22 protein-coding genes and 1 pseudogene are annotated in these 25,111 nt (G+C 66.8%); 17 read left to right on the top strand and 6 right to left on the bottom strand.

Going from position 1 to position 25,111, the window contains the following annotated elements:
* Nucleotides 1–227: 227 nt before the first annotated feature.
* Nucleotides 228–1,889, bottom strand: a pseudogene (gene fadD2 / locus ACZYZ9_RS24115) (long-chain-fatty-acid--CoA ligase FadD2); the annotation flags it as partial.
* Between the two features lie 68 nt (nucleotides 1,890–1,957).
* Between fadD2 and ligD the strand changes: the two are divergent.
* The 10 genes from ligD to ACZYZ9_RS24065 all read left to right on the top strand — a co-directional run bounded on the left by ligD (nucleotide 1,958) and on the right by ACZYZ9_RS24065 (nucleotide 11,908).
* Nucleotides 1,958–3,187, top strand: coding sequence for a non-homologous end-joining DNA ligase (gene ligD / locus ACZYZ9_RS24110; RefSeq protein WP_463828699.1), 1,230 nt, complete (start codon nucleotides 1,958–1,960; stop codon nucleotides 3,185–3,187).
* A gap of 32 nt (nucleotides 3,188–3,219) precedes the next feature.
* Nucleotides 3,220–4,197 carry an ABC transporter substrate-binding protein gene (locus tag ACZYZ9_RS24105; protein ID WP_463828698.1) on the top strand — a complete coding sequence of 326 codons (978 nt, stop codon included), beginning with the start codon at nucleotides 3,220–3,222 and terminating at the stop codon, nucleotides 4,195–4,197.
* Between the two features lie 87 nt (nucleotides 4,198–4,284).
* The gene (locus ACZYZ9_RS24100) at nucleotides 4,285–4,941 is read left to right on the top strand and encodes a 5-oxoprolinase subunit B family protein (protein ID WP_463828697.1); all 657 of its coding nucleotides are present in this window, start codon (nucleotides 4,285–4,287) and stop codon (nucleotides 4,939–4,941) included.
* Between the two features lie 11 nt (nucleotides 4,942–4,952).
* Nucleotides 4,953–5,831 (top strand): 5-oxoprolinase/urea amidolyase family protein, encoded by an 879-nt coding sequence (locus ACZYZ9_RS24095; RefSeq protein WP_463828696.1) that lies wholly within the window; start codon nucleotides 4,953–4,955, stop codon nucleotides 5,829–5,831.
* Nucleotides 5,832–5,860: 29 nt separating this feature from the next.
* A complete protein-coding gene (locus tag ACZYZ9_RS24090; RefSeq protein ID WP_463828695.1) occupies nucleotides 5,861–6,394 on the top strand; it encodes a GNAT family N-acetyltransferase in 534 nt (177 codons plus the stop codon).
* 133 nt (nucleotides 6,395–6,527) lie between these two features.
* On the top strand, nucleotides 6,528–7,934 hold the full coding sequence (locus tag ACZYZ9_RS24085) for a nitrate/nitrite transporter (RefSeq protein WP_463828694.1): 1,407 nt from the start codon (nucleotides 6,528–6,530) through the stop codon (nucleotides 7,932–7,934).
* A gap of 176 nt (nucleotides 7,935–8,110) precedes the next feature.
* Nucleotides 8,111–9,520, top strand: coding sequence for a nitrate/nitrite transporter (locus ACZYZ9_RS24080; RefSeq protein ID WP_463828693.1), 1,410 nt, complete (start codon nucleotides 8,111–8,113; stop codon nucleotides 9,518–9,520).
* A gap of 34 nt (nucleotides 9,521–9,554) precedes the next feature.
* Nucleotides 9,555–10,700 (top strand): uroporphyrinogen-III synthase, encoded by a 1,146-nt coding sequence (locus tag ACZYZ9_RS24075; RefSeq protein WP_463828692.1) that lies wholly within the window; start codon nucleotides 9,555–9,557, stop codon nucleotides 10,698–10,700.
* A complete protein-coding gene (locus ACZYZ9_RS24070; RefSeq protein WP_463828691.1) occupies nucleotides 10,697–11,437 on the top strand; it encodes a sirohydrochlorin chelatase in 741 nt (246 codons plus the stop codon). Before ACZYZ9_RS24075 ends, ACZYZ9_RS24070 begins: the two co-directional genes overlap by 4 nt.
* A gap of 21 nt (nucleotides 11,438–11,458) precedes the next feature.
* Nucleotides 11,459–11,908: a TetR/AcrR family transcriptional regulator gene (locus tag ACZYZ9_RS24065; protein WP_463828690.1), complete on the top strand. Its 450-nt coding sequence runs from the start codon at nucleotides 11,459–11,461 to the stop codon at nucleotides 11,906–11,908.
* 10 nt (nucleotides 11,909–11,918) lie between these two features.
* On the opposite strand, the gene nirD is transcribed toward ACZYZ9_RS24065, so the two are convergent.
* Complete coding sequence (gene nirD, locus ACZYZ9_RS24060; protein ID WP_463828689.1) at nucleotides 11,919–12,284, bottom strand: nitrite reductase small subunit NirD; 366 nt, start codon at nucleotides 12,282–12,284, stop codon at nucleotides 11,919–11,921.
* A gap of 15 nt (nucleotides 12,285–12,299) precedes the next feature.
* A complete protein-coding gene (gene nirB, locus ACZYZ9_RS24055; protein ID WP_463828688.1) occupies nucleotides 12,300–14,840 on the bottom strand; it encodes a nitrite reductase large subunit NirB in 2,541 nt (846 codons plus the stop codon).
* A gap of 217 nt (nucleotides 14,841–15,057) precedes the next feature.
* Here nirB and ACZYZ9_RS24050 point away from each other — a divergent pair, with 217 nt between their 5' ends.
* The 6 genes from ACZYZ9_RS24050 to ACZYZ9_RS24025 all read left to right on the top strand — a co-directional run bounded on the left by ACZYZ9_RS24050 (nucleotide 15,058) and on the right by ACZYZ9_RS24025 (nucleotide 19,770).
* Nucleotides 15,058–15,495 (top strand): Hsp20/alpha crystallin family protein, encoded by a 438-nt coding sequence (locus ACZYZ9_RS24050; protein ID WP_463828687.1) that lies wholly within the window; start codon nucleotides 15,058–15,060, stop codon nucleotides 15,493–15,495.
* A gap of 159 nt (nucleotides 15,496–15,654) precedes the next feature.
* Nucleotides 15,655–15,951, top strand: coding sequence for a hypothetical protein (locus tag ACZYZ9_RS24045; protein WP_463828686.1), 297 nt, complete (start codon nucleotides 15,655–15,657; stop codon nucleotides 15,949–15,951).
* A gap of 79 nt (nucleotides 15,952–16,030) precedes the next feature.
* Complete coding sequence (locus ACZYZ9_RS24040) at nucleotides 16,031–16,861, top strand: hypothetical protein (protein ID WP_463828685.1); 831 nt, start codon at nucleotides 16,031–16,033, stop codon at nucleotides 16,859–16,861.
* 41 nt (nucleotides 16,862–16,902) lie between these two features.
* Nucleotides 16,903–18,816, top strand: a complete 1,914-nt coding sequence (locus ACZYZ9_RS24035) for a fumarate reductase/succinate dehydrogenase flavoprotein subunit (RefSeq protein ID WP_463828684.1) — start codon at nucleotides 16,903–16,905, stop codon at nucleotides 18,814–18,816.
* On the top strand, nucleotides 18,816–19,562 hold the full coding sequence (locus ACZYZ9_RS24030; protein WP_463828683.1) for a succinate dehydrogenase/fumarate reductase iron-sulfur subunit: 747 nt from the start codon (nucleotides 18,816–18,818) through the stop codon (nucleotides 19,560–19,562). Before ACZYZ9_RS24035 ends, ACZYZ9_RS24030 begins: the two co-directional genes overlap by 1 nt.
* Before the next feature lie 46 nt (nucleotides 19,563–19,608).
* Nucleotides 19,609–19,770, top strand: coding sequence for a hypothetical protein (locus ACZYZ9_RS24025; RefSeq protein WP_463828714.1), 162 nt, complete (start codon nucleotides 19,609–19,611; stop codon nucleotides 19,768–19,770).
* A 9-nt stretch (nucleotides 19,771–19,779) separates the two neighbouring features.
* Here ACZYZ9_RS24025 and ACZYZ9_RS24020 read toward each other — a convergent pair whose 3' ends face one another.
* Both ACZYZ9_RS24020 and ACZYZ9_RS24015 read right to left on the bottom strand, forming a co-directional pair.
* Nucleotides 19,780–20,271: a flavin reductase family protein gene (locus tag ACZYZ9_RS24020; RefSeq protein WP_463828682.1), complete on the bottom strand. Its 492-nt coding sequence runs from the start codon at nucleotides 20,269–20,271 to the stop codon at nucleotides 19,780–19,782.
* Between the two features lie 50 nt (nucleotides 20,272–20,321).
* On the bottom strand, nucleotides 20,322–21,317 hold the full coding sequence (locus ACZYZ9_RS24015; protein ID WP_463828681.1) for an isopenicillin N synthase family dioxygenase: 996 nt from the start codon (nucleotides 21,315–21,317) through the stop codon (nucleotides 20,322–20,324).
* A gap of 212 nt (nucleotides 21,318–21,529) precedes the next feature.
* Between ACZYZ9_RS24015 and ACZYZ9_RS24010 the strand changes: the two genes are divergently transcribed.
* On the top strand, nucleotides 21,530–23,365 hold the full coding sequence (locus ACZYZ9_RS24010) for an acyl-CoA dehydrogenase (RefSeq protein WP_463828680.1): 1,836 nt from the start codon (nucleotides 21,530–21,532) through the stop codon (nucleotides 23,363–23,365).
* A gap of 380 nt (nucleotides 23,366–23,745) precedes the next feature.
* On the opposite strand, the gene ACZYZ9_RS24005 is transcribed toward ACZYZ9_RS24010, so the two are convergent.
* Nucleotides 23,746–25,059, bottom strand: coding sequence for an acetyl-CoA C-acetyltransferase (locus ACZYZ9_RS24005; RefSeq protein ID WP_463828679.1), 1,314 nt, complete (start codon nucleotides 25,057–25,059; stop codon nucleotides 23,746–23,748).
* Between the last annotated feature and the right edge of the window lie 52 nt (nucleotides 25,060–25,111).

Genomic DNA, 25,111 nt, shown 5'->3' with positions numbered 1-25,111 from the left:
GTGCCTTCACTCGCAACGCCGCAGCGTCACTCGGCTTTGGCCTTGTCGTCTTCGGCCTTGTCGTCGTCGGCCTTGTCGTCGTCGGCCTTGTCGTCCGTTGCCTCGTCGCCCTGGGCTTTGTCGCCGTCCGCGGAGTCCTTGTCCGAACCCTTCTCCGAGCCCTTCTTATCGGACTTCTCGTCCAGGTCCTTGGCCTTCTCCTTGGCCTCGTCCTTGTCGTCGACGTCCAGCTCGCGCAGCTCGCGCTTGAGGATCTTGCCGGTGGGGTTGCGCGGCAGCTCGTCGAGGAAGATGACCTCCCGCGGCACCTTGTAGCGGGCCAACTCCTCTTTGACGTGCTTCTTGAGGGTGTCCTCGTCGACGTCGGAGCCGTCCTTCTTGACCACAAAGGCGCGCAGCCGGTGCCCGTACTCTTTGTCCTCGACACCGATCGCGGTGGCTTCCACCACTTCCGGATGTCCACTGAGGCAGTCCTCGACCTCGGCCGGGAACACGTTCTCGCCGCCGGAGACGATCATCTCGTCGTCGCGGCCGCTGACGAAGAGCAGGCCTTCTTCGTCGAAGTAGCCGACGTCGCCCGAGGACATCAGGCCGTCGATGATCTCCTTGTGGCCGCCGCCGGTGTAGCCCTCGAACGGGAACGCGTTGCCGACGAAGATCCGCCCGACCTCGCCCTGCGGCTTCTCCTTGCCGTTGTCGTCGAGGATCTTGACCTTGACGCCCTTGACCACCGGACCGCACGTGGCCGGGTTCTTCTCCAGGTGCTTGGGCTCGGCGATGGTGGCGAACGCGATCTCGGTGGACCCGTACATGTTGTAGATCACCGGACCGAAGTCCTTCAGCGCGCGGCTGGCCAGTTCCCCACCGAGCTGCGACCCGGACACGAAGATGATCTTGAGCTTCGACAGGTCCGGCTTCTCGTCCATCTCCTCGATTGCGTCGAGCAGCCGCGTCAACATCACCGGCACCACCACCATGGCGGTCGCGCCGTGCTTCTCCAGGTCCTTGAGCACCAGCGGCGGCTTGAACTTGCGGCGCAGCACCAGCGTGGAGCCCAGGAACATCGCGATGGTGGCGTGCAGGAATCCCAGCGCGTGGAACATCGGCGCCGGCAGCGAGGTGATCTCGTTGGCCTTGAACGGGACGTGCGACAAGATGCCGCCCACCGGGGCCAACGTCGGCGGCGTGCTGCGATTGGCGCCCTTCGGGGTGCCGGTGGTGCCGCTGGTCAGGATGATGATCGAGGCGTGCTTGGCGGCCTTCGGCGCCGGATCCTTACTGCTGCGCTCGATCAGGTCGGCCAGCGTCTCGTCCTCGCTGCCGGAGTCCTCGTCGCTGTCCGGGTTGGTGCCCAGCGCCCGCAGGAAGCCCAGCTCCGGCTTGGCCTTGCTGACCACCTTGGTGTACTCGTCGTCGTAGATGATGATCTTGGCGCCTTCGCGCTCGGAGACCTCTTTGACCTGTGGCCCGGAGAACTCGCTGTTCAACAGGATGATGCGGGCACCGACGCGGGCCGCACCGAAGTAGGCGACGAGGAACCAGCGGCTGTTGCGGGCCAGGATCGCGACGCCGTCGCCGGCTTTGACGCCTTTGTCGATCAACCCGTTGGCGACGGCGTGCGCGGCATCGTCGAGTTCCTTGAAGCTGAATTCGCCGTCTTCGTCGATGCACGCCGCGCGGTCCGGGGTGCGGGCGGCATTCAGGGCGGGCAACATGCCGAACTCGCCCCATTTGACCAGGCCGGTGGCCAGCGCGGCATAGTTCTGCGGCGGTTCCAGCCGGAATGCGCCCGATTCAAAAATCTTGCGCACGTAATGCAGTTCGGCTGCGCCGCGTTCCACGTACTGCTGAAGTTTTCCGACCCCGGGTACATCGCTCAGGCTAGGCATGGTCCTCACCATATGTGACGGAGGTCGCAATGCGACCAGTGGTTTCCCCCGAATTACCATCAATTTCCATGACCAAACCCGTGTCGCTGGAAGTGAGCGGCCGCCCGGTCACCGTCACCCACCCGGACAAGGTCGTCTTTCCCGACCCGGGCATCACCAAAATCGAGCTGGTCCGGTATTACCTGAGCGTGGCCGACGGCGCCCTGCGTGGCGTGCGGGGTCGGCCGATGATCCTCAAGCGGTTCGTCAAGGGCATCACCGAGGAGGCGGTGTTCCAGAAACGCGCTCCCGCCAACCGACCGGACTGGGTGGACGTGGCCACCCTGCGTTACGCCTCGGGCACCTCCGCCGACGAGGCGGTCATCCACGACGCCGCCGGTCTGGCGTGGGTGGTCAACCTGGGCTGCGTGGATCTCAATCCGCATCCGGTGCAGGCCGACGATCTCGATCATCCCGACGAGCTGCGCGTCGACCTGGATCCGATGCCCGGGGTGTCCTGGTCGGGCATCGTCGATGTGGCGCTGGTGGCACGCGAGGTGCTCGAAGACCACGGTCTGACCGCGTGGCCCAAGACCTCCGGGTCGCGGGGTTTTCACATCTACGCCCGGATCCACCCACACTGGCCGTTCGCCAAAGTGCGGTTGGCCGCGCAGACCGTGGCCCGCGAAGTCGAACGCCGCGTGCCCGACCTGGCGACCAGCCGGTGGTGGAAAGAGGAACGCGAAGGCGTATTCGTCGACTTCAATCAGAACGCGAAGGACCGCACGGTCGCCTCGGCGTATTCGGTGCGTGCCACCCCCGATGCCCGGGTGTCCATGCCGCTGCGCTGGGACGAGGTCGCCGATTGTCGGCCCGAGCGGTTCACCATGCGTACCGTCCCGGATCGGTTTGCCGCGCAGGGCGATCCCTGGGCCGGCATGGACGATGCGAAGGGCGGCCTGGACAAGCTGCTGGCCCTGGCCGACGAGCTCGGTCCACCGGAGAAAGCACCCAGGGGCGCCGGCAAGAGCGGCCGGCGGCAGTCGGTGATGCCGCTGATAGAGGTCGCCCGGACCAAGACCCGGGACGAGGCGATGGCCGCCCTGGACACCTGGCGCGCCCGCCATCCGGCCGCGGCTGAACTTCTGCAGCCCGCCGACGTCCTGGTCGACGGGATGCGCGGACCCAGCTCGATCTGGTACCGGATCCGGATCAACCTGCAGCACGTGCCCGCCGCGGCCCGCCCGCCGCAGGAGGAACTGATCGCCGACTACTCCCCCTGGGTGGGACACACGCCCAAGCAGCGGCCACGCGACTGACGGCCGGGGAAGACACGCGCTACTCTCACGCTGTGACCGGGCTGAGTCGACGCGGATTCCTGCAGGTTGCCGCGGCGTCCGGGCTGCTCGCGGCGTGTTCGGACCCGAAGCCGAAGCCGGGCACCCCCGGCGGCGGGTCGGTCACCGTCACCCACCTGTTCGGCGAGACCGTCGTCAAGGAGCCGCCCAAGCGGGTGGTCAGCGCGGGCTACACCGAGCAGGACGATCTGCTGGCGGTGGGTGTGGTGCCCATCGCGGTGACCAACTGGTTCGGTGATCAGCCCTTCGCGGTCTGGCCGTGGGCCCAACCCAAACTCGGCGCGGCACAGCCCGCCGTGCTGACCCTGGACAACGGGATTCAGGTCGATCAGATCGCCGCACTCAAGCCCGACCTGATCGTGGCGACCAACGCGGGCCTGGACGCCGACACCTATCAGAAGCTGTCGGCCGTCGCCCCGACTATCGCGCAGTCCGATGGGGACGCGTTCTTCGAGCCGTGGCAGGACCAGGCCGCCGCGATCGGCCAGGCCGTCTTCCAGGCCGACCAGATGAAGTCGTTGGTGGACGCCGCCAAGGCCGGGTTCACCGATGTCGGCCAGCAGAATCCCTCCTGGAAGGGCAGGAAGGCGCTGCTGATGCAGGGCCGGATGTGGCAGGGCACGGTGGTGGCGACCGCGGAAGGCTGGCGCACCGACTTCCTCACCCAGATGGGCCTGGTCATCTCCGACGGCATCAAGGCGTACACCACCGACCACCGCGCGCTGATCCCCCGCGATCACATCAAGGACGTGCTCGATTCAGCCGATGTGGTGATCTGGTGCACGGAGAGTCCGGAGGAACAGCAGGCGATTCTGGCTGATCCCGAGGTGGCGGCAGCGCAGAACACCGCCCGCCAGCGCCATCTCTTCACCGGCAAGGACCTGGCCGGCGCCATCGCGTTTGCGTCGCCGCTGAGTTATCCCGTCGTCGCCGATCAACTTCCCCCGCAGCTCGGTAAAATCCTGGGCTGATTGAGTATTCGCTAAGGCACCTCTGGCAGTGCTCCACATTCAGTGCCGAGTGCCCGGCGGCGGCGTTACCGTCGAATTATGACTGTGATGGAGATCACTACCATCGAGGGGGACCGCGACCTGAACGGCGCCGTGATGGACTACGGCGACCAGGCGTTGCTGGTGCAATGTGCTTGCACCGCTGACGTTTTGGCGTGGGCCGAGGCACTGCGTGCGGCGCGGCTGCCCGGTGTCGTCGACATCGTCCCGGCCGCGACCACGGTGCTGGTCAAGCTCGACGGGCCGCGGCGGCAGGCGATCACCCGGCAGCGGTTACGCACGCTGCGCATCACACCTGGCGCGCAGCCGCACCCGCACCAGGCGACGCGCGAAGTCGTCATCGACGTCGGCTACGACGGACCCGACCTGGCCGAGGTCGCCGAACTCACCCGGCTCAGCGCGGCCCAGGTGATCGACGCCCACACCAGCACCCGGTGGCGGGTGGGCTTCAGCGGATTTGCACCCGGGTTCGCCTACCTGATCGGTGGCGACGAACGGCTGCGGGTACCGCGACGCCCGGAACCGCGGTCCGCGGTCCCGGCCGGATCGGTGGGACTGGCCGGCGAATTCAGCGCGGTTTACCCGCGGCGATCGCCCGGCGGGTGGCGACTCATCGGTCGCACCGATGCGGTGCTGTGGGACATCGACCGACCGGACCCGGCCCTGCTCACCCCGGGCACGTGGGTCCGGTTCCGGGCCGTGTGACGGAGGTCGGCATGGACACGGACACCACCCTGGAAATCCTGCGCAGCGGGCCGCTGGCGGTCATCCAGGACCTCGGCCGGGCCGGGCTGGCCCACCTCGGCGTCGGCCGCTCCGGGGCCGCTGACCGTCGGTCCCATACCCTGGCGAACCGGCTGGTCGCCAACCCCGACGACCGGGCCACCGTCGAAGTCACCTTCGGCGGCTTCTCGGCCCGGGTGCGCGGCGGCGACCTGGACATCGCCGTGACCGGCGCCGACACCGAGCCGACGGTAAACGGAAAAGTTTTCGGCACCAACAGCATTCAGCATGTACGCGACGGCGAGGTGATCTCGCTGGGCACTCCGCGGACAGGCCTTCGCACCTATCTGGCGGTGCGCGGGGGCATCTGCGTCACACCGGTGCTGGGCTCGCGCAGCTACGACGTGATGTCGGCGATCGGGCCGCTGCCGCTGCAGGCCGGCGACGTGGTGCCGGTCGGCGAACACACCGACGACTACCCCGAGCTCGACCAGGCGCCCGTCGCAGCGATCGACAACCACCTGGTCGACGTCATGGTGGTGCCCGGGCCGCGGGACGATTGGTTCGTCGATCCCGACGCCCTGGTGCATACCGTCTGGATGGTCTCGGATCGCAGCGACCGGGTGGGCATGCGCCTCGAGGGTCGCCCCATAGCGCACCGCTGGCCGGACCGGCAGCTGCCCAGCGAGGGCACCACCCGTGGCGCAATCCAGGTGCCGCCCAACGGATTACCGGTCATCTTGGGTCCCGATCACCCGATCACCGGCGGTTACCCGGTGGTCGGCGTCGTGGTCGACGAGGACATCGACAAGGTCGCCCAGGTGCGGCCCGGCCAGTACGTACGTCTGCACTGGGCGCGGCCGCGGTCGTGACGGCGGCTGGATCCTGGTAGACAAGGACGGTGCACACCGCACGCCTGGTCCACACCGCTGATCTCGACGACAGAACCCGGCACAGCGCCTGCCGGATGGTCACCGAGGCATTCGACGGTGACTTCGCCGAGACCGACTGGGAACACGCGCTGGGTGGCATGCACGCATTGATCTGGCACCACGGCGCGATCATCGCGCACGCCGCGGTGGTGCAGCGCCGGTTGCTCTACCGGGACCGCGCGTTGCGCTGCGGCTACCTCGAAGCTGTTGCGGTACGCGAGGATTGGCGTGGCAAGGGCCTGGTGACGGCCCTGCTGGACGGCGCCGAACAGGTGCTGCGCGGCGCCTACCAGCTCGGTGCGCTGAGCTCGACCCTCGCGGCTCGCGGACTGTATGCCGCCCGCGGCTGGGCGCCGTGGCTCGGTCCGACGTCGGTGCTGGCCCCGGCGGGTCCGACCCGCACACCTGACGACGACGGCACGGTGTTCGTGCTGCCGGTGAGTGTGACCCTGGACACCTCCGCTGAACTGATGTGCGACTGGCGCGACGGCGACGTCTGGTAGTCCTCACACGGTCACCGGCACGATGGTGAGCGGAAGTTCACCGCCCGGGGTCACTGCGGGAAGCGCCCGGGCAACAAAGGATTTCTAGCGTGGCGACCAGGTCTGCAACAGGTCAAGCCATGAGGAGTCCTTCGTGTTCGCCAAGCTCACGCGCCGTTCACACACCCTTTCCGACTGGGATCCCGACGACGTGGCGGCGTGGGAAGCCGGCAACAAGCACGTCGCGCGCCGCAACCTGATCTGGTCGGTGGCCGCCGAACACGTCGGCTTCTCCGTCTGGTCCATCTGGTCGGTGATGGTGCTGTTCATGCCCGCCTCGGTGTACGGCTTCTCCGCGGGCGACAAATTCCTGCTGGGCGCCACCGCGACCTTGGTGGGCGGCTGCCTGCGGTTTCCCTACACCTTTGCCACCGCCAGATTCGGCGGCCGCAACTGGACCATCTTCTCCGCGCTGGTGTTGCTGGTCCCCACCGTCGGCAGCATCGTGTTGCTGGCCCACCCAGGTCTACCGCTGTGGCCGTATCTGGTGTGCGCCGCGTTGGCCGGTCTCGGTGGCGGCAACTTCGCCTCGTCGATGACCAACATCAACGCGTTCTATCCGCAACGGCTCAAGGGCTGGGCGCTGGCCCTCAACGCCGGCGGTGGCAACCTCGGCGTCCCGATGATCCAGCTGGTCGGACTCCTGGTGATCGCCTCGGTCGGCGACCGCGAGCCCTATTGGGTATGTGCGATCTACCTGGTACTGCTGGGCGTCGCAGGCATCGGCGCGGCCCTGTACATGGACAATCTGACCCAGTTCAGCATCGAGATGCACACCATGCGTGCGGTGTTGGCCGAACCGCACACCTGGGCAATCGCGCTGCTGTACATCGGCACCTTCGGTTCCTTCATCGGCTTCTCCTTCGCTTTCGGCCAGGTGTTGCAGATCAACTTCGTCGCCGGCGGGCAGAGCACCGCCCAGGCTGCCCTGCACTCAGCCCAGATCGCCTTCCTGGGGCCACTATTGGGCTCGCTGTCCCGCGTGTACGGCGGCCGGCTGGCCGACCGCGTCGGCGGCGGGCGGGTAACCCTGGGTGTCTTCTGCGCGATGATCCTGGCCGCCGGAATCCTGGTCAGTGTCAGCACTTTCGGCGCACACCGCCATGGACCTGTGCCGTCGGCGGTGATGGCCGGCTATGTCATGGGCTTCGTCGCCCTGTTCATCCTGTCCGGGATCGGCAACGGCTCGGTCTACAAGATGATTCCGTCGATCTTCGAAGCGCGCAGCCATTCCCTTTCGCTCGCCGAGACGCAGCGCCGCCAGTGGTCGCGCTCCATGTCGGGTGCCCTGATCGGTTTCGCCGGGGCCATCGGCGCGCTGGGCGGGGTGGGCGTCAATCTGGCTCTGCGCCAGTCGTATCTGAGCAGCGGCACCGCCACGTCAGCCTGCTGGGTCTTCGTCGTGTTCTACGTCGGTGCCGCACTGCTGACCTGGGTGGCCTACGTCCGCAAGCCCCTTCGGGCCACTGGTCACCCGCGCGCGGGCCTGGCCTATGTATAGCGACGTCGCTCGGACTATCAGTGTCCTGCCAGAGAACTGAGACTCAACTTTCAGGCGATATCGGCCCTGTGGAGTTGACTGGTTTACGCCACCGATGTGAGCATCGAAACCGACAGCGGCGCAAGCCTCTTGAGCTGACGGCGCCGCCACGTGCGCCTGGAAAGGTGCACATCCTGATGGGTCGCGAGCATCACCTCACCGACTGGAATCCTGAAGACGTCACGGCGTGGGAAGCCGGCGACAAAGCGGTCGCTCGCCGCAATCTGCTGTGCACCATGGCCGGTGACCACGTCGCCTTCTCGATATGGTCGCTGTGGTCGGTGATGGTCCTGTTCATGCCCACAGCGGTCTACGGCTTCTCGGCCGGGGACAAGCTGCTCCTGGGCGCGACAGCGACCCTGGCCGGCGGCTGTGCGCGCATCCCCTACACGTTGGGGATCGCCCGATTCGGTGGCCGCAACTGGACCGCGTTCTCGGCCTTTGTGCTGCTGATACCGACCGCGGCCACCATCGTGTTGCTGGCCAATCCGGGCCTGCCGCTGTGGCCGTACGTGGTGTGCGCGGCACTGACCGGACTGGGCGGCGGCAACTACGCGGCATCGCTGGCGAACGTCAACGTGTTCTATCCGCAGCGCCTCAAGGGTGCGGCGCTGGCGGTCAACGCCGGAGTCGGCAACCTCGGCGTGGCGGTGATCCAGCTCGTCGGGCTGCTCGCCCTGGCCACGGCCGGTCACCAGGCACCGTACTGGGTATGTGCGATCTACCTGGTGCTGCTGGCGATCGTGGGTGTCGCCGCGACCTTATCGATGGACAGCGTCGAACACGGCGTGCAGGTAAAGACCATGGGGGCTGTGCTCTTCGTCCGGCACACCTGGGTGATCTCGCTGCTCTACATCTGCACCTTCGGTTCGTGGATCGGGTTCGCGTTCACGTTCGGTCAGGTGTTGCAGGTCAACTTCGAACACCACGGTGAAACCGCCCGGCACGCTTCGCTGCACGCCGCGCAAATCGCCTTCGTCGGACCGCTGTTGGGTTCGCTGGCACGCATCTACGGGGGCCGGTTGTCCGATCGCATCGGCGGCGGCCGGGTCACCCTGGCCGTGCTGGGCGGCATGATGCTGGCCGCCGGTGCACTGGTGACGCTCAGCAGTCGTTCCGAAAACCAGTCCAGTACAGACACTTTCATGGTGGCCGGCTATGTGTCGGGCTTCCTGGCGCTGTTCATTCTGGCGGGCATGGGAAACGGCTCGGTGTTCAAGATGATCCCCTCGATCTTCGAGGCACGCAGCCGCGCACTGGAGGTGAGCGAGGCCAACCGCCGCGAATGGTCCCGCGCCATGTCGGGATCGCTGATCGGGTTCTGCGCCGCGGTCGGCGCACTCGGCGGCGTGGGCATCAACCTGGCACTGCGCGAGTCCTACCTGCGCACCGGCAGCGAGACGCTGGCCTACTGGGCTTTTCTGGTCTGCTATGCGGTGGCCGCGTGGCTCACCTGGGCGATGTACGTGCGACGTCCGGCCACCGCGGTTCCGGCGGCTGTGACCGAGAACGCAGGTGAGGGCAATGCCGCAGCAATTGCCAGGTAACTTCCCCGAAACTTGCGGGGCATACACAACTGGTATGGCCCAGAAGCCTTCTGTGCCACTGAGTGGCTACCGGATTGCCGTGACCTCAGCTCGTCGTTCCGAGGAGCTGTGTGCGTTGCTGCGCAGACACGGGGCCGAGGTCTACAGTGCGCCCGCGATCAACATGATCGCCCTGCCGGACGACGATGAACTGCACAGCAACACCCAGTCCCTGATCGCCGACCCGCCCGACATCCTGATCGCACACACCGGTATCGGTTTCCGCGGCTGGGTCGCCGCCGCCGAAGGCTGGGGGCTGGCCGCTGAACTCCTCGACTCGTTGGCGCGCGGGCGGGTCATCTCCCGCGGACCCAAGGCGACCGGGGCGCTGCGCGCAGCGGGACTGCGCGAGGAGTGGTCACCGGATTCCGAGTCCTCGCAAGAGGTCCTGGACTACCTGCTCAACACCGGGGTGGACGGCAAACGCATCGCGATCCAGCTGCACGGTGCCGCCGACGGGTGGGATCCGTTCCCCGAATTCCTCGCCGGCCTGGAGGCCGCCGGTGCCGAGGTGGTTCCGATCCGGGTATACCGTTGGAAGCCAACGCCTTTGGGCGGGGATCTGGACCAGTTGGTCACCGGCATCGCGCGGCGCCAGTTCGACGCGGTCAGCTTCACCTCGGCCCCGGCGGCGGCGGCGGTTTTGGAACGCAGTCGCGAACTGGACATCGAAGAACAGGTGCTCGATGCGCTGCGCAACGGCGTGCACGCGATGTGTGTCGGCCCGGTGACATCCCGGCCCCTGATCAGGCGGGGTGTGCCGACCTCGTCGCCGGCACGGATGCGGCTGGGCGCCTTGGCCCGTCACATCGCCGAGGAGCTGCCGACATTGGGCTCGTGCAGCGTGCAGGCCGCCGGCCACCTGGTCGACATCCGGGGCACCTGCGTCCTGGTCGACGGCTCGGTCAAAACGGTGTCCGGATCGGGAATGGCCATCCTGCGCGCCCTGGCCCATCGCCCCGGCGACGTCGTCGCGCGCACCGAGCTGCTGCGCGTGCTACCGGGCAACGGCGACGACACCCATGCGGTGGACACCGCGGTGCTGCGGCTGCGAACTGCACTGGGCGACAAGAACATCGTCGCGACAGTAGTCAAACGCGGTTACCGGTTGGCCCTCGACAACGAACACGACGCCGCATGAACCTGGTCCTGGCGGCGCACGGCACCCGCCGGTCCGCGGGCGTCGCGATGATCGGCGACCTCGCGGCCCGGGTGGGTGAACTCCTGGACCGCAGCGTGCATGTCGCGTTCGTCGACGTGTTGGGACCCACGCCCAGCGAAGTGCTGTCGCGGCTGGCCGACCGGTCGCCGGACTGCCCGCCGGTCATCGTGGTGCCGGCGTTCCTGTCCCGCGGCTACCACGTCCGCGCAGACCTACCGGCCCACATCGCGGCCAGTGGCCACCCGCACGTGACCGTCGCCACGGCTCTGGGCCCGGGTCCGGAGATCGTCGCCGTGCTCGGCCAGGTGTTGCAGGAATCCGGTTGGCGTCCCGGCGATTCGGTGATCCTCGCCGCGGCCGGTACCTCCGACGCCCGGGCCCGTGCCGACCTGCGTTGCGCGGCCGCGTCGTTGTCGGCACTCATCGGGTCGTCAGTCGAGTTGGGATTCGCCGCCGTCGGCGCACCGACGGTATCCGACGCAGTCGCCGATGCGCGCCACCGGGGCGCCCGCCGCGTGGTGCTCGCGTCCTACCTGCTGGCCGACGGGCTGTTCCAACAACGGTTGCACTGCAGCGGCGCTGACCTGGTGACGCCCCCGCTGGGCACCCATCCCGGATTGGCCCGCCTGGTGGCGAACCGGTTCCGCAGGGTGCTGCCGCTCGCAAAGCGCTGCCGACCGGGCGCCCCCACACCGGCGCGGCTTGATCTTTGGTGATATCCAGGTAATCCTGGCACCATGGCCCGTAACGAAGAGCCCTCCCGCGGGCTCCTCGACCCGGTGGCGAAGATGCTGCGTTTACCCTTCGCCACACCGGAGTTCATCGATCGGATCGTCACCGGCAGTGTCAATCAGGTAGGCAGGCGCACGCTCTACATGCTCATCACGACGTGGGATGCGGCCGGCGGGGGTCCGTTTGCTGCCAGCGCGATCGCGTCCACCGGGCTGGCCAAGACCGCCGAGATCGTGCAGTCCATGTTCATCGGGCCGGTATTCAATCCGCTGCTGAAGACGCTGGGGGCGGACAAGGTGGCGGTTCGGGCTTCGCTGTGCGCCTCGCAGCTGGTGGGGCTGGGCATCATGCGCTACGGGGTGCGTTCCGAGCCGTTGCACTCGATGACGGTGTCGCAGGTCGTCGACGCGATCGGGCCGACGATGCAGCGTTACCTCGTCGGCAAAATCGACTGAACCAGAGGTTCTAGGCCGCCAACCGCGCGGCAAACCGACCGATCTGAATGCGACCGTCGGCCGTCAGCCGCACCGGGTAGACCGGCACCGACACCGCGGGGTCGTCCAGGCAGCTGCCGTCGTCGAGCGCGAAAGCCTGCTTGAGAATTGGTGATTGGACCATGGCGCGGCCACCGCGGTCACCGACGATGCCCCGGGACAGCACGGCGGCGCCGGAGAACGGGTCGACGTTGCCCAGGGCATGCACCGATCCATCGTCAAGGCGGAACAAGGCGGCCTGGTTGCCGTCGTCGAGCAGCACGCCCACCCCGCGGCCGGGGATCAGGTGCGCGTAGTCGCAGGCTGTGGTCCAGACTCGAATATCGTTGCGGCTCATCAGTTTTCTCCTTGCTCAGCGGATCCGCGGGAAGCCCAGGACTACCGGCACTTTGCGACCGGCCCGTTCGGTGAATACCACCGTGTCGTCGACGGCGTCCGGGGCGTTGACGAAGGACACAAACCGCGACATCTTGTCCGGGTCCTCCAATACGCCTTTCCATTCACACTTGTAGTTGTCGACGTGACGTTCGACCGCGGCCTCGAATTCTGCGGCCAGGCCCAGCGAGTCGGCGCAGACCACCTCCCGCACGTGGTCCAGACCCAGTGCTTCCACCCACGGCGCGGTGCGCTGCAGCCGGTCGGCGGTGCGGATGTAGTACATGAGAAACCGGTCGATATAGCGGACCAGTGTCGCGGTGTCCAGATCGCCGGCCAGCAGTTGGGCGTGCCGGGGGGTCATGCCCCCATTGCCGCCCACGTAGAGGTTCCACCCCTGCTCGGTGGCGATCACGCCGACGTCCTTGCCGCGCGCCTCCGCGCACTCGCGGGCACAGCCCGACACGCCCAACTTGATTTTGTGCGGCGCCCGCAGCCCCCGGTAGCGCAGTTCCAGGTCGATGGCCAGCTGCACCGAATCCTGCTGTCCGTACCGGCACCAATCGCTGCCCACGCAGCTCTTCACGGTCCGCAAAGCTTTTCCGTAGGCGTGCCCGGACTCCATGCCGGCGTCCACCAGGCGCTTCCAGATCGCGGGCAACTGGTCCACCCGCGCGCCGAACATATCGATGCGCTGGCCGCCGGTGATCTTGGTGTACAGCCCGAAGTCCTGGGCGATCTGCCCGATCAGGATCAGATGCTCGGGTTTGATGTCGCCACCGGGTACCCGCGGTACCACCGAGTAGCTGCCGTTCTTCTGGATGTTGGCCAGAAAGTGGTCGTTGGAATCCTGCAGCGAGGCCTGCTCACCGTCCAGGATGTGGTCCGAACCGGTGGAAGCCAGGATCGAGGCGACCACGGGTTTGCAGATGTCGCAACCTTTTCCGGTGCCGAAGCGCTGCAGCAGCCCGGAGAAGGTGCGGATCTCGGTGGCCGCGATGATCTGGAACAGTTCGGCCCGCGACTGGCCGAAGTGCTCGCAGAGCGCCTTGGACTGCGCCACACCCTCGGCCTCCAGCAGCTGCTTGAGCAGCGGCACACACGACCCGCACGAGGTACCCGCTGCCGTGCAGGCCTTCAAGGCGGGGACGTCGGCACAGCCATCGGCGATGGCGCACTTCAGGTCACCCTTGGTGACGTTGTTGCAGGAGCAGATCTGCGCGGATTCGGGCAGCGCCCCGATGCCCGGGGCGCCGGCACCGTCCCCGGAGCCGGCGGGTGCGATGAATGCCATGGGGTCTCCGGGTAATTCACTGCCGACCAGCGGTCGCAGCACACCGTAGGAGGACGCATCGCCGACCAGCACTCCGCCGAGCAGGGTCTTGGCGTCGTCGGAGAGCACCAGCTTGGCGTAGGTGCGGTTCACCGCGTCGTTGACGACGACCTCGAGGCAGTTCGGGGTGGTGCCCATCGCATCGCCGAAGCTGGCGACATCGACCCCGAGCAGCTTGAGTTTGGTGGACAGATCCGCCTCGGGGAATTCCGCGACCCCGTCGAGCAGTCGGTCGGCCACCACCTCGGCGCTGGTGTATCCGGGCCCGACCAGGCCGTAGCACTTACCGTCGATCGCAGCGACCTCGCCGATCGCGTAGATGTCGGGATCGCTGGTGCGGCAAGACAAGTCGGTGAGGACGCCGCCACGCGGCGCGATCTGCAGCCCGGATGCGCGGGCCAACTCGTCCCGCGGGCGGATGCCGGCGGCGAAGATCAGCACGCCGGCGTCGATGACGTGGCCGTCGGACAACCGCACCCGCATCGAATCACCCTCGGCCTCAATCGATTCGGTGCCGGTGCCGACATGGATCTCAATACCGAGATCGCCGATCATCCTGGCCAGCAGGGCGCCGCCGGCCGCGTCGATCTGCTGGGCCATCAGCCGGGGCATCATCTCGACGACATGCGTCGGCATGCCGAACTGGCGCAACGCATTGGCGGCTTCCAGGCCCAGCAGGCCGCCACCGATCACGACGCCGGCGCTGCCGCGTCCCGCGGCCACGGCGCGCCGGGCGGCGGCCCGGATGGCATCGAGGTCGTCCAGCGTGCGGTAGACGTGGCAGGACGGCAGGTCGTGGCCGGTCACCGGCGGGACGAAGGCATAGGACCCGGTGGCCAGCACCAACGCGTCGTAGTCGTGCCGCCGGCCGTCGGCGGTCACCACAGCCTTTGCCGCGCAGTCGATCTCGACGACGCGGGTGTTCAGCAGCAGTTGCACCGCGTTGTCGCCGGCGTAGTCATTGCCGGGCAGCGCCAGCAGGCTGCGGTCCCAGTTCTCGGTATAGGACGTCAGGCCGACACGGTCGTAGGCGGCGTCGGCTTCCTCGGCCAGCACGGTGATGTTCCAGGCGCCGTCGATGTCGCGGGCGCGCAACGCCTCGACGAACCGGTGCCCCACCATGCCGTGGCCGACCACCACCACCTGCCGGGTGGCAGGGCGCACGGACGTTCCGGCTGCAGGCATGGCTCCGACCTTACGAAGGTGATGTTGCCGAAAATGACGCCGAATGTGACGCGCGCATCAAGGCGTCCTCACAGCTGAAAGCCGGCTGTGTGACAACCGTTCGCGGTGGGCGAACACCCAGGTGGAACTTAAGCGTAGGCGACTCATGTTCTATCGGGTAGCCGACCGATACAGCGTCGGGCACAGCAAACTCACAACGAAGATCAAGGAGTTATCCATGAGCAATCTCGCCTTGTGGTCGCGTCCGACGTGGGACACCGACCGGTGGTTGCGGGACTTTTTCGGTCCGGCCTATTCGGACTGGGCCAAACCGGTGACCAGCGGTTTCAGCCCGGCCGCCGAGGTCGTGAAGGACGGTGACGACGCGGTAGTCCGCGTCGAGCTGCCCGGGGTGGACGTCGAGAAGGACGTCAACGTCGAGGTGGACAAGGGTCGCCTGGTGATTCACGGCGAACACCGCGACGAGCACGCCGACGAGCAGGACGGCCGTACCCTGCGAGAGATCCGGTACGGGTCGTTCCGCCGGTCGTTCCAGCTGCCCGCACACGTCACCGGGGAGGCCATCTCCGCGTCCTACGACGCGGGCGTGCTGACCGTGCGGGTCGCCGGCGCCTACGCCGGTGCCCAGGCGCAGCGGATCGCGATCACCAAGTAGCCGCCGCTGCCTGTCAACAGCCGCAGAAGCCCGCGCACGCCCACCGTCTCGCGGGCTTTTGTGTCTGCTGGGCGGTTGCTTGGCCGACACGTCGGTGGGCCAGCGGTTAGTATCGGGTCCGTACTGTGATTTGTGACACCTTCAGCCCCGGGAGATCTCTTGTCCACCACCACTGAACTCGCCGAACTGCACGACCTGATGGGCGGCCTGCGGCGGTGCGTGAGTTCACTCAAAGCCCGCTACGGAGACAATCCGGCGACGCGGCGCATCATCATCGATGCCGACCGCATCCTCAGCGACATTCAATTACTCGACAGTGATGTTGCCGAATTGGATCTCGCCCGCGCCACCGTGCACCAATCCGGCGAGAAGATCGCCATTCCCGACACGCAATATGACAGCGATTTCTGGCGCGATGTCGACGACGAGGGTGTCGGGGGTCACAACCGCTCTTGACAGCGAAGCCCGACTAAAGAGCGGGCTCCGTTTCTGTGTACCCTTCGGTTACAGCCCGTTCGAAGAGGAACACATATAGATGAGCGCACCAACGGCGAGTCGTGCTGACTCCGGCGTCTTTTCCCCCACCCGAGCCAAAATCGGGCAAAAAACGCTACGCACCGACAGATGGTGGCTGCAGCCACTGCGGATCAACCTCGGCTTCGCCGCGTTCGTCATCTACGCGACGTTTCGGGCCTTTCAGCAGAAATACTATTTCGTTCCTCAGTACCACTACCTGACGCCGTTCTACTCGCCGTGCGTCAGTCAGGGCTGCACCAAGCAGGCCAGCGAGTTCTGGCCGCAGATCCTGCCGCATGTCTGGTGGCTGCCGTTCGCCGCGCTGACACTGCCGTTCCTGCTGCTGTTCCGGCTGACCTGCTACTACTACCGGGGCGCCTACTACCGCACGGTGTGGCAGTCGCCGTCGGCCTGTGCGGTAGCCGAGCCGCGGGTGCACTACACCGGCGAGACCCGGTTCCCGCTGATCATTCAGAACACCCACCGGTATTTCTTCTACGCCGCCGCGCTGATCTCCATCATCAATACCTACGACGCGATCGTCGCGTTCCACTCTCCCGACGGGCCAGGCGGATTCGGCTTCGGCCTGGGCAACGTGATCCTGCTCGGCAACGTCATCATGCTGTGGGTGTACACGCTGTCCTGCCACTCCTGCCGGCACGTCACCGGCGGCCGGCTCAAGCACTTCTCCAAACACCCTGTGCGGTATTGGATCTGGACCCAGATCAGCAAACTCAACACCCGCCACAAGCTGTACGCGTGGATCACGCTGGGCACGTTGATGCTCACCGATTTCTACATCCTGCTGGTGTCCAGCAACACCATCACCGACTTGAGATTTATTGGCTGACAAGCCGATTCATCTATCACAGAACTTAGCGAGGAATTCTCATGGTTGAGGTCGAACGGCACGCCTACGACGTGGTCGTGATCGGAGCCGGCGGCGCGGGGTTGCGCGCGGTCATCGAAGCGCGCGAACGCGGCCTGAAGGTCGCGGTGGTGTCGAAATCGTTGTTCGGTAAAGCCCACACGGTGATGGCCGAGGGCGGCTGCGCCGCCTCCATGGGCAACGCCAACCCGAAAGACAACTGGCAGACCCACTTCGGCGACACCATGCGCGGCGGGAAATTCCTGAACAACTGGCGGATGGCGGAACTGCACGCCAAGGAGGCACCCGACCGGGTCTGGGAGCTGGAGACCTACGGCGCGCTGTTCGACCGCACCAAGGACGGCCGGATCAGCCAGCGGAACTTCGGCGGGCACACCTACCCCCGGCTCGCGCACGTCGGTGACCGCACCGGCCTGGAGTTGATCCGCACCATGCAGCAGAAGATCGTCTCGCTGCAGCAGGAGGACTACGCCGAGTTCGGCGATTACGACGCGCGCATCAGGGTGTTCGCCGAGTGCACCATCACCGATCTACTCAAAGACGGCGACTCGATCGCCGGAGCATTCGGCTATTGGCGCGAGACCGGCAATTTCGTGCTGTTCGAGACACCGGCAGTGGTGTTGGCCACCGGCGGAATCGGCAAGTCGTTCAAAGTGACTTCGAACTCCTGGGAGTACACCGGCGACGGTCACGCGCTGGCGTTGCGGGCCGGTGCCACGCTGATCAACATGGAGTTCGTCCAGTTCCACCCGACCGGCATGGTCTGGCCGCTGAGTGTGAAGGGCATCCTGGTCACCGAGGGTGTGCGCGGTGACGGCGGAGTTCTGAAGAACTCCGAGGACACCCGCTTCATGTTCGACTACATCCCCCCGGTGTTCAAAGGCCAGTACGCCGAGACAGCCGAAGAAGCCGACCAATGGCTCAAGGACAACGACTCGGCTCGGCGCACCCCGGACCTGCTGCCCCGCGACGAGGTGGCGCGCGCGATCAACTCGGAGGTCAAGGCCGGCCGCGGCAGTCCGCACGGTGGGGTCTACCTCGACATCGCGTCCCGCCTCACCGCCGAGGAGATCAAGCGGCGGCTGCCGTCGATGTACCACCAGTTCATGGAGCTGGCCGAGGTCGACATCACCAAGGAGGCGATGGAGGTCGGGCCGACCTGTCACTACGTGATGGGCGGGGTGGAGGTCGACGCCGACACCGGCGCGGCCAAAGTGCCGGGGTTGTTCGCCGCCGGTGAATGCTCCGGCGGCATGCACGGCTCCAACCGCCTGGGCGGCAACTCGCTGTCGGACCTGCTGGTGTTCGGCCGGCGCGCCGGACTCGGGGCAGCCGACTATGTGCGGGCGCTGAGCAGCCGTCCGTCGGTCTCGCCCGACGACGTCGACGCCGCCGCCGAGCGGGCCCTGAAGCCCTTCCAGGGGCCGACCGACGGCTCGGCTCCGGAGAACCCGTACGCGCTGCAGTCGGACCTGCAGCATGTGATGAACGACTTGGTCGGCATCATCCGCAAAGAGGACGAGATCACCAAGGCGTTGACGCTGCTGAAGGAACTCTGGGCGCGGTACCAGAACGTGCAGGTCGAGGGACAGCGGCGGTACAACCCGGGCTGGAACCTGGCAGTCGATCTGCGCAACATGCTGCTGGTCAGCGAGTGCGTGGCCAGGGCTGCGCTGCAGCGTACCGAGAGCCGCGGCGGGCACACCCGCGACGACCATCCCGGCATGGACTCCGGGTGGCGCAAGACGCTGCTGGTATGCCGCGAGGCGCAGGGTGACGGCGACGCGCACATCACCATCGAGCGGCAACCGCAGGTGCCGATGCGCCAAGACCTGCTGGAATTGTTCAAGATCGCTGAACTCGAGAAGTACTACACCGACGACGAGCTCGCTGAGCATCCGGAACGGAGAGCGTAATGGCATACAACGCGAGCTTGCGGGTGTGGCGCGGCGACGAGGGCGGCGGCGCGCTGGCGGACTACACGGTCGAGGTCAACGAGGGCGAGGTGGTGCTCGACGTCATCCACCGCCTGCAGCAGACCCAGACGCCCGACTTGGCCGTGCGCTGGAATTGCAAGGCCGGCAAATGCGGATCGTGCTCGGCGGAGATCAACGGCCGGCCCCGGCTGATGTGCATGACCCGGATGTCGACGTTCGAAGAGAACGAGGTCGTCACCGTCACCCCCATCCGGACCTTCCCGGTGATCCGCGACCTGGTGACCGACGTGTCGTTCAACTACGAGAAGGCCCGCGAGATCCCGTCGTTCGCGCCGCCGAAGGAACTGCAGCCGGGCGAGTACCGGATGGCCCAGATCGATGTGCAGCGCTCCCAGGAGTTCCGCAAGTGCATCGAATGCTTCCTGTGCCAGAACGTCTGCCACGTGATCCGTGACCACGACGAGAACAAGCAGGAATTCGCCGGGCCGCGCTACCTGATGCGCATCGCCGAACTCGACATGCACCCGCTGGACACCGTGGACCGGCGCGACATGGCGCAGGAGGACTTCGGTCTGGGTTACTGCAACATCACCAAGTGCTGCACCGAAGTGTGCCCGGAGCACATCACGATCACCGACAACGCCCTGATCCCGATGAAAGAGCGGGTCGCGGACCGCAAGTACGACCCGGTGGTGTGGCTCGGCAACAAGCTGTTCCGACGCTGAGACTTGCCGGGGTTAGGCCCGTAGCGCCTTCGGGTATGCGATGGGGATGCTAGATCCCACCAGCATTGACGAGATCAAGACCGCGATCGACGAGCTCTCCACCCGGGTGGACGCGGCCCGCAAGGAAGGTCGGGACTCCGACGCCGCCGAGATGGAGCAGCGTATCCAGGGTCTCCGGGAAAGACTTGCCGACCGCTCGCCGACCTAGACCGCGCAGTTACTTGATGCCGAGCCGGCGCAGTTCGCTGCGGTGAAACACGATCGGCGCCACGTCTGGATCGACCGTGACCTCGCTGACCCGCAGCACCACGATAGTGTGATCCCCAGCAGGAATCAGCTGCTCGATCGCACTTTCCAGCCAGAGGCCGGTGCCTTTGATGAAGACGGCACCGCTCTGGCTGACCACCGTTTCCAACCCGGCGAACCGGTCGCCGGTCTTGGCGGCCAGCGTCCGCACCGCCGCGTCGTGCGCCTCGCCCAGCACACTGATGCCCAGTGAGGGCACGTCCTTCAACTTCGGCCAGGTAGTCGAGGTGTTCTGCACGCAGAACGACACCAACGGCGGTTCCAGCGAAACGGGGACGAAGGTGCTGGCCGCCAAACCGTGCCGCACCCCGTCCACGCGGGCGGCGATGGCCACCACCCCGGTCGGGAAGTGACCGAATGCCTCACGTAGCGACGTCGGGGTCAGATTGTTGTGGGAGTTCACCGGACTTCATTCGCTCCTCGAGCCGAGAACGGGATTCTCGTTTTCGCAGCCTACCCGGCGCAGTATCCGTGCCGGGCAGCCACGTCGGGGTGCGCGCGCAGCCGGCTCTTCCAGGCGTTGCGGCCGTAGACCGGGTGAATCGGGTCGGACGGATCCTGCACCGCCGGCGGGGCCGATCTGGCCAGCTCCGGTGGCAGCGTCAACACGGGAATCTGGGCGTCCAGACGAGGATTGAAGAAGTACGGCACGGAGATCCGGTCGGCGGTGGCGTCGGTCAAATTCACCCGGTGCTCGGTTGCGCGCAGGTAGCCGCCCGTCGCGAACTGCAGCAGCTCCCCGATGTTGACGACGAAGGCACCGTCCAGCGGGGGCACGTCGACCCAGTCCGCCGCGTCCGCAGGACGCACCTGCAGGCCGCGGCTGCCCGGCTCGGCCAGCAGCAACGTGAGCACACCGGAGTCCTTGTGCGCGCCCACCCCCTGCGCACCGGCCGGGTTGGCCGGGTACCGCACGACCTTGATCAGCGTCGCCGGGGCCTCGGCGAAGGCCGCGTCGAATATCCCGGCCGGGCTGCCCAGTGCGGCCGCCCAGTGCCGCAGCAGCGTGCGCGACACCTGCGCGAGTGCGGCGTCCCATTCGGCGATGATCCCGGGCAGTTCGGGCAGCGCGGCCGGCCACTGGTTCGGACCCTGCAGCCACAGATAGTCGGGGCGGCCGGGACCTCCGACGGGCGGGCGCTCCGGACCGATGTCGATCTGTTCGCGCCAGTCGGTCTCGCCGCGGGTGAGCTCACCGCCCAGCCGTGTGTAGCCGCGGAAATGTGGGCTGCGCACCATCGCGACGGCATCCTTGTCTGCTTGCGGCAGCCCGAACAGCCGGCGCGCCGCATCCAGCACCCGAGCGGACAGCTCGCCGGGGACGCCGTGCCCCGTCAGATAGCAGAAACCGACCCGGTGTGCGACGTCGCGAAGACCCGCGCGCAGCACCGGCGGCTCGGCTCGTAGATCGACCACGGGCAGGGCCGTGACGCTCCCCACACTGTTCATCAGACCCATCATCGTCGCAGGTGAGGATGGCTGCCAGGGATGCACTCAGCGCCATCCCAACTGGTTGGTTAGTTAGCCGGTGAAATTTAGCTCACACTCGCTTGCGATCAAGTTACCGACGGGTATATTTAGAACCGTTACTGGTGGGTAACTTAGGCGAGCCCAGTCCTGGTACCCAACCACAGGTGGCATTCTCAATGAGGAGGACCGTAGTGAGCCACTACAAGAGCAACGTCCGCGACCAGGAATTCAACCTGTTCGAGGTGCTCGGCGTCGATAAGGCGCTGGGGCAAGGCGAATTCAGCGACCTGGACGCCGACACCGCCCGCGAAATGCTGGCGGAGATGGCTCGCCTGGCTGAGGGACCCGTCGCCGACTCGTTCACCGAAGGTGACCGCAACCCGCCGGTCTTCGACCCGAAGACGCACTCGGTGACGCTGCCCGAGTCGTTCAAGAAGTCGGTCAAGGCCGTGATGGACGCCGGCTGGGACAAAGCCGGCCTCGACGAGGCGCTCGGCGGCATGCCGATGCCCAAATCCCTGATGTGGGCGCTCAACGAACACATCCTGGGTGCCAACCCGGCGGTATGGATGTACGCCGGCGGCGCCGGCTTCGCGCAGATCCTCTACCACCTCGGTACCGAGGAGCAGAAGAAGTGGGCGGTGCTGGCCACCGAGCGCGGCTGGGGCTCGACCATGGTGCTCACCGAGCCGGACGCCGGCTCCGACGTGGGTGCGGGCCGGACCAAGGCCGTGCAGCAAGAGGACGGCTCCTGGCACATCGACGGCGTCAAGCGCTTCATCACCTCCGCCGACTCCGACGACATGTTCGAGAACATCTTCCACCTGGTGCTGGCGCGCCCCGAGGGAGCCGGACCCGGCACCAAGGGCTTGTCGCTGTTCTTCGTGCCCAAGTTCCTGATCGACTTCGAGACCGGCGAACCCGGTGAGCGCAACGGGGTGTTCGTCACCAACGTCGAGCACAAGATGGGCCTGAAGATCTCGACCACCTGCGAGCTGTCCTTCGGCCAGCACGATGTGCCCGCCAAGGGCTGGCTGGTCGGCGAGGTGCACGACGGCATCGCGCAGATGTTCGAGGTGATCGAACAGGCCCGGATGATGGTGGGCACCAAGGCGATCGCCACGCTGTCCACCGGCTACCTGAACGCGCTGGAGTACGCCAAGTCCCGCGTACAGGGTGCCGACCTGACCCAGATGACCGACAAGACCGCCCCCCGGGTCACCATCACCCACCACCCGGACGTGCGCCGGTCGCTGATGACCCAGAAGGCCTACGCCGAGGGTCTGCGCGCGCTGTACCTGTACACCGCCACCTTCCAGGACGCGGCGGTGGCCGAGGCGGTGCACGGCGTGACCCCGGAGTTGGCCGCCAAGATCAACGACCTGATGTTGCCGGTCGTCAAGGGGGTCGGCTCCGAGCAGGCATACGCCAAGCTCACCGAGAGCCTGCAGACCTTCGGTGGGTCCGGCTTCCTGCAGGACTACCCGATCGAGCAGTACATCCGGGACGCCAAGATCGACTCGCTCTACGAGGGCACCACTGCCATCCAGGCGCAGGACTTCTTTTTCCGCAAGATCATTCGGGACAAGGGTGTGGCCCTGGCCCACGTGTCGGGCGAGATCCAGAAGTTCGTCGACAGCGAGGCCGGCAACGGCCGGCTCAAGGGTGAGCGTGCGCTGCTGGCCAAGGCGTTGACCGACGTCCAGGCGATGGCCGCCAGCCTGACCGGCTACCTGATGGCCGCGCAGGAGGACGTCACCAGCCTGTACAAGGTGGGCCTGGGTTCGGTGCGCTTCCTGATGAGCGTCGGCGACCTGATCATCGGCTGGTTGCTGCAACGCCAGGCCGCGGTGGCCATCGAGGCGCTGGACGCCGGGGCCACCGGTTCCGAGCGGTCCTTCTACGAGGGCAAGCTGGCGGTGGCGGCGTTCTTCGCCAAGAACTTCCTGCCGCTGTTGACCAGCACCCGCGAGGTGATCGAGACCCTGGACAACGACATCATGGAATTGGACGAAGCCGCTTTCTGACCAGGTCTTCGCGTGACAGCCCCCGCTTCGGCGGGGGTTTTCGCGTTCTGGGTCTCAGCCCGGTTGCGCCGACACTGAACTGACGCCGACGACACGCCGGGGTGGGGCGCCTACGTTCAGTCTCGATGCCGTGGGTGCAGGCTCGCGGGCCGGATGTAAAAAGACCGCCGCTGGATCCCCTCATTCCAGCGGCGGCCCTTTTCGTTCGCCCGTCTCCGCTGACCGGCGGTCGACCAAGGATTGCCCCGCGTTGCCGTCGGGGTCGGGGGGTCAGACCACAACACGGGGCTATCCGGACCCACGGATACCCACAGCCTCCAGTACCAAAACTCCGACAAAATAATCTTTTCGGATGTTTTCGGTGGCCCAGGTGCGCCGCGTCAGGCCTCCAAAATCGCGGCGACGCCCTGTCCCCCGGCGGCGCAGATCGAGATCAGCGCCCGAACCGGGCCGCCACCCTGCTGCTCGGCTTTCTTCTCCGAAAGTTGCTTGGCGGTCTGGGCCAGGATCCGTGCGCCGGTGGCCGCGAACGGGTGCCCGGCGGCCAACGACGACCCGTTGACGTTGACCTTGGACCGGTCCACCGCACCCAGTGCCGCGTCCAGACCCAGCCGTCCCTTGCAGTACTCGTCGGATTCCCAGGCCTGCAGGTGCGCGAGCACCACCGAGGCGAAGGCCTCGTGGATCTCGTAGAAGTCGAAATCCTGCAGGCTCAGCCCGTTGCGGGCCAACAGCCGGGGCACGGCGTAGGTCGGCGCCATCAACAGGCCGTCGTGCCCGTTGACGTAATCCACGGCGGCCGTCTCGGCGTCCACGAAATAGGCCAGCGGCGACAGCGAATGGTCGGAAGCCCACTGTTCGTTGGCGAGCAGCGCGACCGACGCGCCGTCGGTCAGCGGAGTGGAGTTGCCCGCCGTCATCGTCGCGTCGCCGGCCTTGACCCCAAAGACCGGACGCAGTTTGGCGAGGTTCTCCACGCTGGCGTCCGGGCGCAGGTTGTCGTCCCGGTACAGCCCGAGGAAGGGCGTGATCAGGTCGTCGAAGAAGCCACGATCGTAGGCCGCGGCCATATTGCGGTGGCTGGCGACGGCCAGCTCGTCCTGATCGGTGCGCTTGATGCCCATCTCCTTGGCGGTGATGGCGGCGTGCTCCCCCATCGACAGCCCGGTGCGGGGTTCGCTGTTGGCCGGCAGGTCCAACCCGAGGTTGGCCGGCAGCGCGCCCAGCAGCTTGGCCCGCTGCACGTTGGATTTGGCCCGACGCACCTTGAGCAGCGTCTTGCGCAGCTCGTTGCCCAGCGCGATCGGCGCGTCCGAGGTGGTGTCCACACCGCCGGCGGCGGCCACCTCGTAGCGGCCGGCGGCGATCCCGTCAGCGGCGGCGATGGCGGCCTGCAGGCCGGTTCCACACGCCTGCTGAACGTCGAAGGCGGGCGTCTCCGGGGAGAGGTCGGAGCCCAGGACGCATTCGCGCATCAGGTTGAAGTCGCGGCTGTGCTTGAGCACCGCGCCGCCGATCACGGCCCCGAGCCGCTCACCGCTCAGCCCGAACCGGTCCACCAGGCCGCCGAGCGCGGCGGTGAACATGTCCTGGTTGGAGGCTTCGGCATAACTCCGGTCTGAGCGGCCGAACGGGATGCGGTTGCCGCCCAGCACAACGACGCGCTGTCTCGACTCAGAACTTCCAGTGGCCATTATTTTCTCCGTGTGTCGGCGCTCGTGTGGGGGTTAGTTTTGGGGTACCCGG

The sequence above is a fragment of the Mycobacterium sp. IDUB_28 genome (assembly GCF_055419285.1).
The sequence above is the reverse complement of the archived record's forward strand: the minus strand, read 5'-3'. Positions and strand labels throughout refer to the sequence as shown.

Bases quoted from the DNA above. Each gene is read 5' to 3' on its own strand.
- ACZYZ9_RS24040 (WP_463828685.1), top strand. From the start codon at position 16,031: ATGAGCGCACCAACGGCGAGTCGTGCTGACTCCGGCGTCTTTTCCCCC.
- nirB (WP_463828688.1), bottom strand. From the start codon at position 14,840: ATGCCTGCAGCCGGAACGTCCGTGCGCCCTGCCACCCGGCAGGTGGTG.
- ACZYZ9_RS24070 (WP_463828691.1), top strand. From the start codon at position 10,697: ATGAACCTGGTCCTGGCGGCGCACGGCACCCGCCGGTCCGCGGGCGTC.
- ACZYZ9_RS24015 (WP_463828681.1), bottom strand. From the start codon at position 21,317: ATGAACAGTGTGGGGAGCGTCACGGCCCTGCCCGTGGTCGATCTACGA.
- ACZYZ9_RS24065 (WP_463828690.1), top strand. From the start codon at position 11,459: ATGGCCCGTAACGAAGAGCCCTCCCGCGGGCTCCTCGACCCGGTGGCG.
- ligD (WP_463828699.1), top strand. From the start codon at position 1,958: ATGACCAAACCCGTGTCGCTGGAAGTGAGCGGCCGCCCGGTCACCGTC.
- ACZYZ9_RS24075 (WP_463828692.1), top strand. From the start codon at position 9,555: ATGGCCCAGAAGCCTTCTGTGCCACTGAGTGGCTACCGGATTGCCGTG.
- ACZYZ9_RS24095 (WP_463828696.1), top strand. From the start codon at position 4,953: ATGGACACGGACACCACCCTGGAAATCCTGCGCAGCGGGCCGCTGGCG.
- ACZYZ9_RS24025 (WP_463828714.1), top strand. From the start codon at position 19,609: ATGCTAGATCCCACCAGCATTGACGAGATCAAGACCGCGATCGACGAG.
- ACZYZ9_RS24050 (WP_463828687.1), top strand. From the start codon at position 15,058: ATGAGCAATCTCGCCTTGTGGTCGCGTCCGACGTGGGACACCGACCGG.
- ACZYZ9_RS24035 (WP_463828684.1), top strand. From the start codon at position 16,903: ATGGTTGAGGTCGAACGGCACGCCTACGACGTGGTCGTGATCGGAGCC.
- ACZYZ9_RS24080 (WP_463828693.1), top strand. From the start codon at position 8,111: ATGGGTCGCGAGCATCACCTCACCGACTGGAATCCTGAAGACGTCACG.
- ACZYZ9_RS24100 (WP_463828697.1), top strand. From the start codon at position 4,285: ATGGAGATCACTACCATCGAGGGGGACCGCGACCTGAACGGCGCCGTG.
- nirD (WP_463828689.1), bottom strand. From the start codon at position 12,284: ATGAGCCGCAACGATATTCGAGTCTGGACCACAGCCTGCGACTACGCG.
- ACZYZ9_RS24005 (WP_463828679.1), bottom strand. From the start codon at position 25,059: ATGGCCACTGGAAGTTCTGAGTCGAGACAGCGCGTCGTTGTGCTGGGC.
- ACZYZ9_RS24030 (WP_463828683.1), top strand. From the start codon at position 18,816: ATGGCATACAACGCGAGCTTGCGGGTGTGGCGCGGCGACGAGGGCGGC.